This window comes from Streptomyces sp. NBC_00234, from assembly GCF_036195325.1.
Lineage (GTDB): Bacteria > Actinomycetota > Actinomycetes > Streptomycetales > Streptomycetaceae > Streptomyces.
Map to the genome: position 1 here is coordinate 7,493,758 of NZ_CP108101.1, position 15,809 is coordinate 7,509,566.

General features: G+C 70.7%; 10 protein-coding genes. 5 read left to right on the forward strand and 5 right to left on the reverse strand.

What is annotated here, in order from left to right; genetic code table 11:
• Positions 1-810 precede the first annotated feature (810 nt).
• The 3 genes from OG230_RS32825 to OG230_RS32835 all read left to right on the forward strand — a co-directional run bounded on the left by OG230_RS32825 (position 811) and on the right by OG230_RS32835 (position 4,596).
• The gene (locus OG230_RS32825; protein WP_328907387.1) at positions 811-1,851 is read left to right on the forward strand and encodes an LGFP repeat-containing protein; all 1,041 of its coding nucleotides are present in this window, start codon (positions 811-813) and stop codon (positions 1,849-1,851) included.
• A gap of 97 nt (positions 1,852-1,948) precedes the next feature.
• Positions 1,949-2,944, forward strand: coding sequence for an alpha/beta hydrolase (locus tag OG230_RS32830; protein ID WP_328907388.1), 996 nt, complete (start codon positions 1,949-1,951; stop codon positions 2,942-2,944).
• A gap of 737 nt (positions 2,945-3,681) precedes the next feature.
• Positions 3,682-4,596, forward strand: a complete 915-nt coding sequence (locus OG230_RS32835; protein WP_328907389.1) for an aminoglycoside phosphotransferase family protein — start codon at positions 3,682-3,684, stop codon at positions 4,594-4,596.
• Positions 4,597-4,644: 48 nt separating this feature from the next.
• On the opposite strand, the gene OG230_RS32840 is transcribed toward OG230_RS32835, so the two are convergent.
• The 5 genes from OG230_RS32840 to OG230_RS32860 are packed head-to-tail and all read right to left on the reverse strand — an operon-like array spanning position 4,645 to position 12,379.
• On the reverse strand, positions 4,645-5,214 hold the full coding sequence (locus OG230_RS32840) for a DUF7158 domain-containing protein (RefSeq protein WP_328907390.1): 570 nt from the start codon (positions 5,212-5,214) through the stop codon (positions 4,645-4,647).
• A complete protein-coding gene (locus OG230_RS32845) occupies positions 5,211-9,275 on the reverse strand; it encodes an NEW3 domain-containing protein (protein ID WP_328907391.1) in 4,065 nt (1,354 codons plus the stop codon). Before OG230_RS32845 ends, OG230_RS32840 begins: the two co-directional genes overlap by 4 nt.
• 4 nt (positions 9,276-9,279) lie before the next feature.
• Entirely contained in the window at positions 9,280-10,101 is an 822-nt protein-coding gene (locus OG230_RS32850) for a carbohydrate ABC transporter permease (RefSeq protein WP_328907392.1), read from the reverse strand.
• Complete coding sequence (locus tag OG230_RS32855) at positions 10,101-11,021, reverse strand: carbohydrate ABC transporter permease (RefSeq protein WP_328907393.1); 921 nt, start codon at positions 11,019-11,021, stop codon at positions 10,101-10,103. Before OG230_RS32855 ends, OG230_RS32850 begins: the two co-directional genes overlap by 1 nt.
• On the reverse strand, positions 11,018-12,379 hold the full coding sequence (locus OG230_RS32860; protein ID WP_328907394.1) for an extracellular solute-binding protein: 1,362 nt from the start codon (positions 12,377-12,379) through the stop codon (positions 11,018-11,020). The genes OG230_RS32855 and OG230_RS32860 overlap by 4 nt, the downstream gene beginning before the upstream one ends.
• 104 nt (positions 12,380-12,483) lie before the next feature.
• Here OG230_RS32860 and OG230_RS32865 point away from each other — a divergent pair, with 104 nt between their 5' ends.
• The gene (locus OG230_RS32865; RefSeq protein WP_328907395.1) at positions 12,484-13,656 is read left to right on the forward strand and encodes an ROK family transcriptional regulator; all 1,173 of its coding nucleotides are present in this window, start codon (positions 12,484-12,486) and stop codon (positions 13,654-13,656) included.
• A 123-nt stretch (positions 13,657-13,779) separates the two neighbouring features.
• Positions 13,780-15,786 carry a GxGYxYP domain-containing protein gene (locus tag OG230_RS32870; protein WP_328907396.1) on the forward strand — a complete coding sequence of 669 codons (2,007 nt, stop codon included), beginning with the start codon at positions 13,780-13,782 and terminating at the stop codon, positions 15,784-15,786.
• The last annotated feature ends 23 nt before the right edge of the window (positions 15,787-15,809 follow it).

Consider the following 15,809-nt stretch of genomic DNA (forward strand, 5'->3'; position numbering starts at 1 on the left):
GTCATGAATGGCCCGGCTCGTCTGGGGTGACGGTCTGTCCGTCGTGAGGAGGGGCGCGATGTCCGGCGTTTGTCCGGCGTCTGTCCAACGGGCCCGCAGAGGTGGGAGACGGGGCGCGGGGGCGGTATGAATGTGCCCGGCACTCGGGGCACTCCTGACACAGGGGAGCCCCGCCACGCGGGAGGTCGGGGGGCGCAGCATCCGCGGACGTGCCCCGACGCCGTTCGGCCGCCGTGTCCGCGGTGACGTCCCAGCCGTCGCCCCGCACCACGCAGAGGAAGGAACGTGCGTGCTCCCACGACCAGCGGACCACCGCCTCTGGCCGGGCTTCCGGGGAGGCACGGAGCGGTCCGGTCCGCTCCGCTGCCGGCGGCGGGTGGCCGGGCGCCTCTGCGGCGCGGCGGGGAGGGAGAGGCCACTCCGACCGTGACGTCCATGGACCCATCAAACCGCCTCGACGCACGGAGGGGCGCGGGTTTCGGCCGCCGTATGCCTGGGCGGGATTCCATGCGGGATTCCACGGCCCCTGAATGACCGCGGCTCCGCCTCCGGAGTGCGGGAGCCGTGCTCCCGCGTCACCGGCCCACAGTGCCCGGGTCTCTCAGCGAAGGAGACTTCCCACCGCTACGAGACTCCCCACCGCTTCCCGCCACTCTCGTCGACTGCATGCCCCGAAGGGAAGCCGCGTTCGTCACGGCCGGCTGAGCGGTCGTTCCACCACCCCTGGCCGGTGGATTCCCCCGCACCTCCCAGGCACTTCCCAGGCCCCCCTTGGAAACCCATCGTTCCCACAGCAAAGGAACCATCCGTATGCCCCTCCTCACCACCGGACGTGCGAGAACGTCACGCACGGGCTTACGAGTCACCGTCCTGTTCGTCGCCACCGTCCTTGCGGCCCTGTCCGGCCCGGCCTGGGCCACGGACGCGAAGGACGTCCCCGGCCCCCTCGGCAACCGGGCCCCTGCCACGGCGTACTGCGACATCCCCGCCCACCGGGATCTCGCCGCGACCCGAAAGGTCTACGAGGTCGGGCAGCGCCTGAACGTCTCCCCGAAGGTGATGCTCGCCGCCTTCGAGACCGGTTGGGTCGAGTCCCGTATGAACAACCTCAACTGCGGCGACCGCGACTCGCTCGGCGTCTTCCAGCAGCGGCCGTCGCAGGGCTGGGGCACGCCCGAGCAGATCCTCGACGTCGACTACTCCGCAGGGAAGTTCTTCGAGGTCGCCCTCCGGATGGAGCCGCAGATGGAGGGCAGCACCGCCGGCCAGCTCGCGCAGGCGGTCCAGCGTTCGGCGTACCCGCTGCGGTACGACGAGGCCGAGGGCATCGCCGTGTCGATGCGTGACGAGGCGTTCCAGCCCTACGGCACGATCGGCGTGAAGTATGCGGAGCTCGGAGGCCCGGGAGGCCACCTCGGCCGGCCGGTCCGTGCCGAGGAGGCCGCTTCGCTCGGCGGACGCTTCCAACTCTTCCAGAACGGCATCATCCTCTGGCGCTGGGACGAGGCCCACGCGGTCCACGGGGACATCCTGACGAAGTTCTGGGCGACGGACGCGGAGCGACGTTGGGGTTTCCCGACGATGGACGAGGCGGAGGCTTCGGCCGCTCCTGATGGGACGCGCGGGCGCTACCAGTACTTCGAGCGCGGGCTGTTCCTGTGGTCGCCGCAGACGGGGGCGCACGTCGTGCACGGCGCGATCCTCGAAGCCTTCAGTGCGGGCGGCCGGGAGAAGGAACTCGGCTACCCGGTCACCGACGAGTACGACGAGGCGGGCGGAAGGGCCCAGGCGTTCCAGGGCTCCACCATCCACTGGCACCCCGACCGGGGCACCTGGATCACCGCGAACTGAACCGTCCGCAGCGGGTCACCACGAGCTGACCCGCCCGCAGTCGAGTCACGACAACTGATCCGCCCGCAGGCAGATCACCGAGCAGGAGGAACAGAGAATGAGCGAACTGAAATCCACCCGCAGGAGCATCCTCAAGGCCGCCGGCGGGTTCTCCGCGGCCATGGCCCTCGGTGGGGCCGGCGTCCTCGCGTCCGCCACTCCGGCCGGCGCCGTGGGCGACGGTTCCGGGCTGCACATCGTGGACCGTAACGAGGACGACCACCGCATGTGGTACTACCGGCTCCAGACCGCCGCGGTCGGCTGGAACCCGGGCGTCGGCGTCAACATCCTGCTCCCGGACGACTACCACACCAGCGGGCGCACCTACCCGGTCCTCTACCTCTTCCACGGCGGTGGTCCGGACGCGGACTTCATCCAGTTCGACCGGGCCGGGATCCGGCAGTGGACGGCGGGCAAGCCCATCATCGTGGTGATGCCCGACGGCGGTCACACCGGCTGGTACTCCAACCCCGTCACTTCCAACGTCGGTCCCCGCAACTGGGAGACCTTCCACATGTCCCAGCTCCTCCCGTGGGTGGAGTCGAACTTCCGCACCTTCGCCGAGTACGACGGCCGGGCCGTTTCGGGATTCTCCATGGGCGGTTTCGGCGCCCTCAAGTACGCGGCCAAGTACTACGGACACTTCGCCTCGGTCAGTTCCCACTCCGGACCGGCCAGCATGCGTCGGGACTTCGGCCTGGTGACCCACTGGGCGAACACCTCCTCCGCTGCCCTGGACCTGGCCGGCGGCACGATCTACGGCGCACCTCTCTGGAACGAGGCCCGGGTCACGGCAGACAACCCGGTCCAGAACATCGAGCGCTACCGCAACAAGCGCGTGTTCCTCGTCGCCGGCACCGGCGCTGGCTCGGTGGACTGGTTCAACCAGGTACAGGAAGGTCAAGTGCTCGCCGGACAGCGGGAGTTCCGCTCCCTGCTGGACGGCGCGGGCATCGGCCACGAGTCGCACGAGCGGCCGGGGGACCACTGGATCCGCGGGGACATGTTCGTCCGCGACATCGACGGCATCATCGCCCGGCTCCGCAAGGCGTAGGCACGGGCGAGGGCTTCCAGGGCGAGGGGAACGGCCCCGCGCGGACGGCCGCTGCCGCCACCCCGCGGATGCGTCGGGACGGCAGCCGCCGGAAACAGCGGGGGCACCCACCGGTGCGCGCCGGGGCGGGACCGTTCGGACGGTCCCGCCCCGGCGTTCGACGTGCGGCCCTCTGCCGGGAGAGCTCCGACGCCACGAAGCTGGGTCACTCCTGCTTCTACCAGCCGGACCAGCGGTTGCTCTTCTCCGGCGATCACGTGCTGCCGCGGATCACCCCGCAGGTCTCGGTCTCCGTGCTGGATCCGGACGCCGATCCACTGGCGGACTTCCTCGACTCCGTCGCACGCCTTGATCAGTTCGCCGTCGACGTGGTGCTGCCCGCCCGAGAACCGCTTCCGTGGCCTCGACCACCGGCTGGCCCACATGGCCGCGCACCACGCGCAGCGCCTCACCGAACTGTGTGGGGCCGTCGGGGCCCATCCCGGCTCGACTGCCTACGAGCTGTCCGCTCGGTTGACGTGGTCCCGGCCCTGGGACTCCTTCGACGCCGTCAGCCGCCGGTTCGCTCTGGGGGAGACGGTGGCCCACCTCGTACGACTGGCCGGGCGGGGCGACATCCGTCATGGCGCGGGCCCGCCGCGGCGGCGGTATCCCGGCTCCGGTACCGGTGAGCTCGGGCAACCAGCTGCCACGGCCGCTCCCTCACGGGACGGTCGGCGAGATTATTGTTGGGTCGCATGACCCACACCAAGATCGACGTCACCGCGGATCTGGTCCGGGATCTGCTGCGCGACCAGCACCCCGACCTGGCCGATCTCCCTCTGAGCTTCGGTGCGCGTGGCTGGGACAGTCAGATGTGGCGGCTCGGCGACGACCTCGCCGTCCGGCTGCCCTGGGCGACGGAGTCCGCGGACGCGCTGCTGCTCAAGGAGCACGCCTGGCTGCCTGCCCTCGCCCCGCACCTTCCTCTGCAGGTCCCCGTCCCGCAGCGCCTCGGTGAGCCCTCCGAGCGGTTTCCGCGCTCCTGGATCGTGACCACCTGGGTGCCGGGCGAGCCCGCCGACCGCGCCCCCGCCACACGCGCCGCGGAGGCGGCCGACTCCTTGGCCGCCTTCCTGACGGCTCTCCACCGACCGGCTCCCGCCGGGGCGCCCGCCGGTCGTGACCGCGGGGGGCCGCTGTCCGAAGGTGCCGAGGCGTTCGCCCAGCAGCTCGCCTCGGCCACCGAGCTGGGGCTGATCCCCGACCCGGACGCAGTCCGCGCGGTCTGGGAGGACGCCGCCGCCGCGCCCGAATGGGCGGGCCCGGCCCTGTGGCTCCACGGAGACCTGCACCCGGCCAACGTCCTCACCGCGGACGGAACCTTCTGCGGCGTGATCGACTTCGGAGACCTCTTCGCAGGCGATCCGGCCTGCGACCTGGCTGCCCCTTGGGTACTGCTGCCGGACGGCGCCGCCGACCGCTTCTACCGGGCCTACCGGCCGACCCCGGACGCGGCGACCTTGCGCCGCGCCCGCGGCTGGGCCGTGATGCGTGCCCTTGCCTGCATCCTCATCGGAGACGCCGGCGACCACGGCCGCCCCGGAGGCAAGCCCACCTGGGGCCCACCCGCCCACGCCACCCTTCGACGCCTCGTCGCGACGGCCCGCTGAACGACCGGGCCGGGCACGCCGAGCCGGTGTTCCTGCGGCCCCCGCGTGTCAGTGCCGATGGGTGGCGTCGGCGTGGCGGGGGTCGGCGGGGTGCTCGAAGCCGGGGTGCAGGGTGACCGTCGTCGCGTGGCGGTGTTCCAGCCAGAGCGCGAAGTGACGGTCCGCTGCCGCTCGCCGCAGATCTCGGGCGATGGCCGGGCCGGCCTCCTCGTACGGGACGGGGTGCTCGTCCCGGTTGCGGTCGTAATAGGCCCGCACCTCCGAAGGAGGGACGGTGACGTCGGCGGTGACGCGGTCGTACACGGCCGCGGCGACAGGGAGCGAAGCCAGGACGGCTGCGGTGACGCCTCCCGTACTCAGCGCGGAGGACAGGCTGAACTCCCTTGGCCGGTACGTCCGTTCTGCCGAAAGGTCCATGCCGGCCGCCGCGTCCTCGATCACCGCCTCGTACGTCAGCAGCTGGACCACCCAGCGGCGGAGATTACGGGCGTCCGCCGTGCCCGGGCGGGGTAGCCGGGTGGCCAGCCGGCCCCGGCGCAGTGCCGTGACCCTGGCCTCCACCGCCTCCTCGGTGACCGTGCGCGCCCCCACGTGAGCGGCGACGCCCGACCCGGTCACCGGGTCACCTCGATCTCGACCGCCTCCGTGTAGTGCAGCCAGCCCGCTGCCGCCAGCTTGACCACGGCCCACCAGCGGCCGGGGCGCGTCCCCGCCGGGACGGTGACGGGGAAGCGGATCACGGAGGCACCGTGTGCCGGCACCTCCGTGCCCGTGTTCCAGGTGGGGAAGAGCTCGAACGTCCCCCAGGGGCTGATCAGTTGGGCCTGGACGGACACGGCGGTGCTCACCTGGGAGGTGAGTGTGACCTCCACGGTCCCCGACCCGCCCGGAGGCAGCCGCACGCCGGTCGTTCCCGGTGTCGCCACCGGTTCGGCGGCCGGGTCGTCGCCGATCACCACGCGCGTCACGTCCTCGAACACCTGGCCGTCATGGGTCGTCCTGGCCCGCACCCAGTACGTGCCGGCCCCGGCCGAGGCGGGTGGGGTGATCCGGACCGTTCGGGAGGTGTGGGCGCCGGGTTGCAGGTCGTACGGGAGGAGACCGGTCGGGATCGGCCAGCCCTCGGGAAGGACGAACTCGACCTCCCCCGTGGCGTGCCGGTCGGCGAGGGCCGAGGCAACGGTCACCGTGAGCTCGCCGCCGGCCCCGCGCAGCACGGGCGGTTCGACGTGGAGAGCGAGCGGCATGTTGCCGGTCGGGGCGGGGCCGGTGTTGTGGAGCCAGTAGCGGGTGAAGACGGGCTGGTGCGGCTCCCGGCCGGGAGCGGGGCCGCCGACCGGGCCGGTCAGCGGAGTGACAACGGTGGCGATGTCCATGCCGCAGAGGTCCAGGGTGAGGTCCGGGAGCGGAGCCCCCGGCCGTTCCAGCAGGTCCGCCCGGTACGCCTCGGCCACCGGGAGGTCCGTGGTGATGACGGCCCGCGTGTCCCGGCCGGCCGCCTCGTGCCAGCGCATCGTGAGGCTCTCGACCTGATCGGGCGTGTGGCCGTCGGACAGGTGGTTGCCCGTGGGTTTGAGGGCAGTGAGGACCACCTGTCCGGCCGGTTCCACCGAGAGGTACGAGCGCTGCTCCGGCTGGCCCCTGCGCTCTCCCCTCGACGCACGCAGCGGGTGATTGATGTCGTGCGCGAGCGGTACGACGCCGCGCGCCCGCCAGTCCCCGGCGCCCGCGAGGAGCGTGTAGTCGAAGGAGTGGGTCCAGTGCTGCTGCTGGAAGGCGGACCCGTCGGGCGTGGTGCGGTGCGGTGGGTCGATCCAGATGCCCGACGGCCAGCCCGTGCAGGAGCGCATCAGCGACAGGTGCAGCGCGCCGCCGGTGTCCACGGCGAAGCCCGGAACGCCCTGGTTGACGAGGGCGACCGTGTAGTCGTCGAGCGGCGGCTCGGTGAGTGCACCGCCCTCGGCGACCTCGATCACGGCGTCGTCGAGGTCCGCCACGAGTGCGTCCACCGCGCCCTCACCGGCGACGACCAGCACCGGCAGCGCACGGGCGCCCCGCAGATCGGCGCCCGGTACCCACACCTTCTCCAGCGCACTGTCCGCCGGAATCCACAAGCGCACCCGCCCGGTCGCCGCCAGTTGCTCCGCGAACGCGTCGGCGTACGCACCGCTCAGCACCTCCGCGGTGAACGGGTTCTCCTCGGGGCCGCCGATCGTGATGCGTACGTCGGGCAGATTGGAGTCGATGGCCAGATCCCCGTAGCGGGCGCCCGGCGCCGCCGAACAGGTGCTGGTCACACCGGCCTTGACCAGCGCCACCGCAAGGTCGCGCGCCCCGCCTCCGTCCGGAGTGACGATCTCCGCGATACCGATCGCCCGTGCTCCGCCCGGCAGTTCCACGCGCGCCGTCGACGACAGTGCGAACCAGTTGCCCGCCGGATTGTCCAGAGTCCACGGATGTTCCCCGGAGTCGACGTCGATGAGCCCGAATCCGCGCCCGATCACCGCGTCGGCCACCTCGCTCACCGGCAGCGCCCCCGGCACGTGCACCGGCCAGCGCAGTCGCAGCAGCTGATCGGCCCCGTCGAAGGCGTCGACATGGGTGACTCCGTCGAGCCGGTCCAGCCCGTGCCACAGAGTGAGCGTCTGGGTGTACGCGACCGGGCCGACCGCGCCCGTCACGGTGATCCGCTCGCCGAGGGGGCTCGTCTCGACCGTCACCGACTCGGCGGGACGGGAGGCGGAGCCGGTCACCGGCCCGCTGGGGACCAGATGCCAGGGGCCCTCGTGGTAGCGCGGATGCGCCGGATACTCCTCGTACACCAGCAGTTCGTTGCCGACCCGCCCCGCCTGGAGCAGCTCGCGGCCCTCGACGGTCAGCCGCGAGACGCAACCGCCGCGCCCCGGGTCGACCTCCAACGTGTGCGTGGCCGTGCTGATCCGGCGGCCTTCGGCCCGCGTCCAGCCGGCACCCGTACGCGAGGGGCGCGGCCGGTAGACGCGGTAGCCGAGCGAGGGGACGTCACGGGCGAGGAAGACGAGGTCGGCCTCCGCGAGCGAACCGTCCTCGTGGTGGACGGGGTTCTCCACGAGGACCGGTGTGCCGTCCGCCAGCTCCCAGCCGTGAAAGCCGGGAGGAAGCGTCATACGGGTGCGGACGAGATCCGTCCGTGGCCACGAGGACGGGTTGAACACGCTGATCGCGTCCTCGGCCCCCAGCCGCCGCAACGACGCGGCCAGCACGTCGCGCCCCGTGTCGTACGCCTCCCGCCAACTCGTCACCAGGTCCAGATACACCTGGTCGGACTCCGAGCCGGTGATCGCGTCGTGGTGCGCGCCGTACGCGAGCTGCCGCCACGCCTTGTCGATCCGCGCGTACGGATAGGCCGCCCCGGTCTCCACGGCGGCGAGCGTCGCGAACTTCTCCGCGTCGGTGAGCAGACTCTCGGCGGCGCGCTGCGCCTGCTTGGTATCGATGAAGGAGACGTCCTTGCCCGTGTAGACGGGGTTCATGTCCCGGGTCTGCGGCAAGGGCGCGGGCAGTTCGGCGCGGACCGCCGCGAAGAAGTCGCGGGGCAGCGCGCACACCAGGCGGGGCCAGGTGTAACGGGCGGCGAAGTCGCGGTGGATCCGGGTGACCCAGCGGTTGGGCGGCGTGTAGTCGGTCCCCACGGGAAGCAGGATGTTGCGCGTCGCGGACACCTTCCGCATCAGCCGGTACAGCTCCAGGACCGCGTCCTGCGCCTCCTCCGCCGTCGTCGCGCTGTCCATCCACCAGCCCGCGCTGTAGTGCGCAGGCATGTAGTGGGTCAGCACCCCGCGCCCGCTGGGCGAGAGCCACTCGAACTCGGCCGGGAACTGCATCCCCGACGGGTCGCCCCAGCCGTCCTGCTCCCGGTCGCGGTCGGTGAGCATCGGTCCCCACTGGTGGTACGGGCCCCGTGCCCACGACGAGGAGGTCAGCCCGGCGTCGGCGACCAGGCCGGGGAACTGCGGGTCGTGGCCGAAGACGTCCAGCTGCCAGGCGGTCTGCGGGTCACCGCCCATCACGCCACGCTGGAAGCCGATCCCGTAGATCAGGTTGCGGACGGTGGATTCGGCGGAGGTGAGGTTGGTGTTCGGCTCGTTGTACGTGCCGCCCATCAGCTCGATCCGCCCCTCGGCGAGAAGCCGGCGCAACAGGGTGCGATCGCCGGGATGAGCATCCCAGTACGGCTTGAGGTAGTCGATCTCCGCCAGGACGAACCGGTAGTCGGGGTCCTGGCGGGCGGTCCGCAGATGCAGGCGCATCAACTCGAAGCCGGTCTGCTGGAAGTCGATCCGGAACTGCTGGGCGGTGTCGCCGGACGCGTCCCAGGTCGTGGTGTACGCGGCCTGGGTGTTCCACCACACCGGGTCGTAGTGGAAGTGCGGCACCATCCACACCGTCCACCCCGGTTCGGCGACGGTGAGCTGCGCCTCCGCCCGCGCGTCGCCTGCCCGGACGGTGATGGGCAGGACCGTGCCGGGTGGGGCGGACTCGACCCGCACGCCGATCTCGCCCGGCATCCCCTCCCCGTGCACCCCGGGTCCGGTGATGACGACCGGGGCGGGTTCGCTCAGCGCGACCCGAACGACCTGCAGCGGATCGCCCGCCGCTCCGACGAACAGGTCGGTCGGCTCGACCTCGATGATGCGCACCGTATTAACCCTTCACCGAGCCGGCCATGTTGAACGAGCCGGAGAGGTACTTGTTGACCGCGACGTAGAGCAGGACAGCGGGGGTGGTGTAGATGACGGAGAACGCGGCGAGCTGCCCGTAGGCGACGCGCCCGTACTGGGAGAAGAACGTGTAGATGGTGACGGCGGCCGGCTGCTCCTCGGGGGAGTCGAGCAGCACGAACGGGACGAAGAAGTTGCCCCACTGGCCGACGAACACGAAGATCGCGACGACCGCGATGCCCGGGGCCATCAGCGGGGCGACGACGAACCGCAGCGACTTCATCCAGCCCGCTCCGTCCACCCAGGCGGCCTCTTCGAGGCTGATGGGCACGCCGTCCATGAAGTTCTTCATCATCCAGATCGAGAACGGCAGCGAACTCGCCGTCAGGAAGAGGACCATCGCGGGCACGGAGCCGTACAGGCTGAAGCGGAAGAACATGGCGTAGACGGGGACCATGATCGCGGTCAGCGGGAGCCCGGTGGAGAAGAGCAGGGTGAGCATGAAGTGGCGCTTGAACCGGAGCCGGTAGCGGGAGAGCGGATAGGCGGCGAGACCGGCCACGACGACGGTGAGGACGGCGGTCCCGCCGGAGATGACGACGGAGTTGAGCAGCGGACCGTACACGGTCTCGTAGGTGAGGACCGCCGCGAAGTTGTCGAGCGAGAAGGAGAACGAGGGCTCGGCGGCGGGGGAGGAGCCGGGCTGGACGGAGGAGAGCAGCACCCACACGAAGGGGCCGAGAAAGGACAGGGTGATCAGCGCGAGTACGGCGTGGGCCGACCAGCGCGTGCCCCAGCGGGTCATCAGGACTCCACCTTGATCAGTCGCAGGTAGACCAGCGAGAAGAGGGCGCCGACGACCAGCATCACCAGGGCCATGGCACTGCCGTAGCCGATCTCGAAGTACCGGAACGCCTGCTCGTACATGTACAGCGGGGTGGTCTGGCTGGCCTCGCCCGGTCCGCCGCCGGTCAGGGCGTAGATCAGGCCGAAACTCGCCAGGGTCTGCAGCGTGGTCAGCATCAGGTTGGACAGCACCGAGCGACGGATCAGCGGCAGGGTGACGCTGAAGAACGTGCGCGTCGTGGACGCGCCGTCGACCTTCGCCGCCTCCAGGAGGTCGCGCGGCACCTCGGAGAGCGCCGCCGAGTACACGAGCATCGAGAACGCGGTGCCGCGCCACACGTTGGCGAGGATCACCGCGAAGAGCGGCGAGGTGACCAGCCACTCCTGCTGGATCCCGAACACCGAGTTCACGGTGCCCTCGTCGCCGAGGAACGAGAACCAGCAGGCGGCGGCGACCACTTCGGGCATCACCCACGCGGCGATGACCACCCCGTTCACCACGCCGCGCACCGCGCGGCTCTTGCCGCGCTGGAGCAGTGCGATGAGCATGCCGAGGACGTTCTGTCCCATGACGGCCGAGCCGAGGACGAAGACGAGGGTACGGACCAGTGAGCTGACGAACGCCTCGTCGTCGAAGAGTCTGCTGAAGTTGTCGAGCCCGATGAAGCGGGCGTTGACGGACGCCGACCCGGTCAGCGTCTCGTTCGTGAACGCGACGTACACGCTCCACCCGACCGGCCCCACGAGGAAGATCGCGAGCAGGACGAGTGTGGGGGCCAGGGGGAGCAGCCAGCGCAGGGTCTTCCCGCGCCGGGCGGGCGACGGTTCCGCTTTCGCGCCCGACGCCCGCTTCGGTCCGGCTGCCGCGGTGAGCGTCACGATGCCTTGCCGACAACGTTGTCCGCACCTACGGCCCGCTCCACGCCCTTCGCGAACTGCGCTGCCGCCTCCTCCGGAGACTTCGACCCCAGGGTGACCGCTTCCATGGCCTCCTGGATCTGCGTGGAGACCTTCGGGTACGCCTCGTAGGCGGGCCGGTAGTGCGAGACCTTGGCGAGATCGGTCCAGAACTCCACCGACGGGTTCTCCGCCAGGTACGCCGGGTCGGCCGCGACGTCCTTGCGGACCGCGAGGTCACCGGTGCCGAGCGAGTACTCCATCGCGTGCTTCTTGTTCATCGCGAAGGTGATGAAGTCGAAGCCGTCCTGCTTGCGCTTGCTGTACGAACTCACCGCCATCACCCACCCGCCCGACATGCTGACGGCGCCCGGAGCCTCGCCGTTCTGGGTGGGCATGGGGGTCCAGCCCATCTTCTTCGTCCAGTCGGGCCACGGGGTGGGGCTCGTCGGCTTCCAGGAGCCCGAGGCCCACGCGCCGTCCAGCGCGATGCCGAGCTCGCCCTTGGGGAACCATTCGAGCAGCACCTTGTCGCCGAGCTTGGCGTTCAGGGCGTCGGCCTTCTTCGGGCCGAGGTCCTCCCGGTAGACGGTGTCGACGAACATGAGCGAATCGGTGATCCCCGCGCTGCTGGTCACCCACTTCTCGTTCTCGAACAGCGTCCCGCCGGGCGTCCCGTACAGCAGCATCTCGAAGCCCTGCATGGTCGCGGCCTCGCCGAGGATCTTCGTCGAGTACATGGAGAACGGGGTGACGCCGCGCGCCTTGCGCTTGACGGTGCGCGCCGCCTCCAGCACGTCGTCCCAGGTCTTCGGAGTCCAGGGCAGAGGCAGGCCGGCGGTCTTGAAGACGTCCTTGTGGTACCAGAGTCCGCGGGTGTCGGTCGAGATGGGGACGCCGTACGTCTTCCCGTCGAGGCCCTGCGCGGCCTTCTGGACGGACTCGGGGAACTGGGCTGTCCAGTCGGGCCACTTGGCGAGGAACTCGTCCAGCGGGGCCAGCTTCCCCGCCGCTACGTCGGCGTTCACCTGGAAGGTGTCGTGGAGGTAGACGTCGGGGGCGGAGTCGGCGGACCGGTTCAGCAGGGCGAGCTTGGTGTAGTAGTCCTCGTTGGTTCCCTGGACGGCCGTCAGTTTGACGGTGATGCCGGGGTGGGCGGCCTCGTACTCGGCCTTGGCCCCCTTGAGCGATTTCTCCAGGTGGGGCCAGGTCGGCTCCACGCGGTAGAGGACCTCGATCTCGTTCGACTTCTTCCCGGATCCACCCGAGCAGCCGGTGACGGCGGTGGCGCCGACGGCTGTCGTCGCGAGTGCCCCGGCCAGCAGAGTACGCCTCTTCAACTCGTCCTCCTGGGAACGGTGTTGCGCGCGGTCGTGCCTCAAGTGCCGGGAAACGTAAGTCAGTCTGATTTACTAAGTCAATACGCTGTGTGATATTGCCGCTCATGCCGATGGGAACGAACCACCCCGGACTCGGGAGTTACAACCAGGCCGTCGTGCTGGAGACGATCCATGCCGCGGACGGCATCAGCCGGGTCCAGATCGCCGGCCGTACGGGCCTGACCGCTCAGACCGTCTCCGTGATCGTGCGGCGGCTGCTCGGAGCCGGCCTGGTGCGGGAGCACGGGACCGCCCCCTCGACCGGCGGCAAACCGCGCACGATCCTGCGGATCGATCCCGACGCCGGATACGCGATCGGGATCCATTTCGATCCCGCCGAGATCACCGTGGTCCTGGCCAACCTGGCAGGGGTTCCGGTACGGACCTGCCGCCGCTCCCTGACGGCCGGACTCGGGCCTCCGTCGGTCATCGCCGCCATGGTGCAAGCGGCACGGTCCCTGCTGGCAGCCGCCCAGCTCCCCGATGCCCGCGTCCTCGGCGTCGGCCTCGCCTGCCCCGGCCCGCTGGACGCGGACGGCACCATGCACGCGCCGCCTCAGCTGAGCGACTGGGACCGGGTCCCCGTCCGGGCGCTCCTGGAGGAGGCCATCGGCTTCCCGGTCGGTTTCGACAACGACGCCACCGCCGCCGCGATCGGCGAACGCTGGGCGGGAGCCGGACGATCCGTACCCAGCTACGCCTATCTGTACCTGGGTACGGGCATCGGCGGCGGTCTCGTCCTCGATCATCAGATCTACCGGGGCCGGTCGCTCGGCGCGGCCGAGTTCGGGCACCTCACGGTGGCTCCCGGCGGGGCCGAGTGCCACTGCGGCAACCGGGGCTGTCTGGAAGCCGAATGCCGTCCGGCGGCGATCGAGGCGGCGCACGCCGCGCGAACCGGCCACCGGCTCAGCCATGCCGCGATCTGTGCCGCATTCCTCTCCGGGGACGCCGAAGCGGTCGAGACGATCCGGGGCGTCACCGTACGGCTGGCCGACGCCGCGGTGAGCATCGTCAACCTGTTCGACGTGGACCTCTTGCTGATCGGCGGCCCGGCGATGCGTGAAGCCGCGGGGGCCTTCCGCGATGCCATGGCTGAGGCGGTGAACACCCGTGCCGTCAACCGCCGTCTGCACCGCGTGCGGGTGGAGATCGCACCGATGGGCGCGGACGCCGCGGCGATCGGTGCGGCCTCGCTCGTCTTCCATTCGGCCTATGCGCCGACGCTGCCGGGCTAGGGTCTTTCGTTTGGATCATGCCGGGGAGGACGTCAGCACTCTTTACACGTGCCCCATGCGTCGCTACCTTCACTGGCTGGTGACAACGATGTCAACTCCGCACCCGAGGAGCGCTGATCGTCCATGGTGTCCCGAAGAGACTTCCTGCTGACCAACGGAACGATCCTGGCCACGGCCGGACTCGGCTTCGGCCTTTCCGGCCGCGCCGCTGCCGCCGAACGTGACGACGTCGACCGTCTGCTGCCGAACTTCGGCCGAGCCACGACGCTCGACGTGGCCGATGTGAGCACCCTCCACGGGGACGATCAGCTGCTGCTGACCACCCTTCAGGGAATCGTCAACCGCCGCCGCCCCCGCCTCTACTTCAACTACGACGCCGGCGGCGTCGACCTGCGCTGGCTGTCCGGCACCGGCGCCGCCGTCACTCGCCACGACAACGCCCTCGACCTGATCGGGCGCTACCGCGACGAGGTCCGCGGCGCTGTCCTGTACGACCCCGACGTCCCCGACTCGGTCAACGTCGCCACCACCCTGGCCGGTCTGGAGAACGCCGTCGCGGCCCGCGCCGAACAGGCGAGCCGCTACGGCCTGAAGGTCGTCGCCGATCTGCGCGGACGTTTCGCCGACGACCCGCAGGAGGTGTACCGCTGGCAGTTGGACAACCTCTTCCCCCGCTGTGCCCACACGCTGCTGGCCGGTCTTCCGCCCACGAGGACCGTGAAGGTGGACGGGGTCCGGTGGCGGGAGATCGCCCGCGAGCCGAACCGGGTCCGCGACTCCTCCAACCGGGCGGTGCGCACCTTCGACCTCAGCACCGAACTCCCCGGTACGGACGGGGCGTTCCTCCGCTTCCAGGACTCCCTGGGGGACGACGGCTGGGGCGCTTCGGTGGGACGGGTGACCGTACGGGCCGACGGCCAGGAGATCGCGTCCTTCGCACCGGGTACGGACGCCGAGGCCCCGTATCTCTTCGACGGGCTCAACTCCTCCGTCGGCGCCGACGGCAACCGCTTCTGCGACGGCGGCGGCTACTTCGTCTACCGGTTCGCCGCGCCTGCCGGGACCACCCTGCTCACGGTCGACGTCGACCTGTGGAACCAGTACCTGGTCACCGCCACGACCACCGCGCCCACCCGCGTCGAGCCCTTCCCTTACTTCCGGGACTACGCGGTCGCCACCCGGGCCATGGTGGTGTGGCTGCCGCCCTCGGGAGCCACCGGAGCGCTGCTCGACGAGGTCTTCGACCGGGTCGAGCCGACCACGCCGTACTGCGGATGGTTCTCCAACGACGTGGAGGGGGAGTGGGGCGGCGTCGACCGGGCCTCGCAGCACGGAGTGGAAGTGGTGCCCGCCGACTACTACATGAACGCCACCGTGCATGCCGGCGTCCCGGCGAGGGTCTCCGACCGGGTTCGCCCGCGCCCGAAGGCGACGCTCCGCAACCGGGTGTACCTCACGCTCACCATCGGCGAGGGCGACAACGTCCAGTACTGCCAGCGCCGCATGCGCGACCTGTGGGACGACCCCGCGCGCGGCCGGGTACCCGTCAACTGGACGGTCAGCCCCCTCCTGGCCGACATCGGGCCGGCGCTGCTGGCCCACTACCAGCGCACAGCCACCGGCAACGACCTGCTGATCAGCGGCCCGTCCGGGGCCGGATACACCTACCCCGGCTCCTGGCCCGAGGAGGCGCTCGACGCGTACACCCGGCTTACCGGCGGGTTCCTGCGGCGGACCGGCATGGACCTGGTCTACGCCTACAACCAGCGACTCCAGGAGGGCAACGGCTGGGTCCCCTTCGACGAGCGCATCGCCCGCTCCTACCGGGACAACACCCCGCTGCGCGGCATCATCCAGTCCTGGGAGACCGGTGACCTGCAGATCCGCCCCGCCGGCCTGCCGGTGATCGGCAACTACTGGCCGCAGGGCGACGCGGCGGAGTACCGGGACGGTCTGGTGAAGCACATCGAAGGCTGGGACGGGAACGGCCCCCTCTTCATCGCCGGAGCGGTCAACGCGTGGAACTGGACGCCGAGCGACATCGCCGAGCTGGGCGAACTGCTCACCGACCCGTTCGAGGTGGTGCGAGGAGACACCTTCTTCGCACTGCTGGACCAGGCCACCCGGTAGGCGGAGCCAACGGCCTCCGTGTC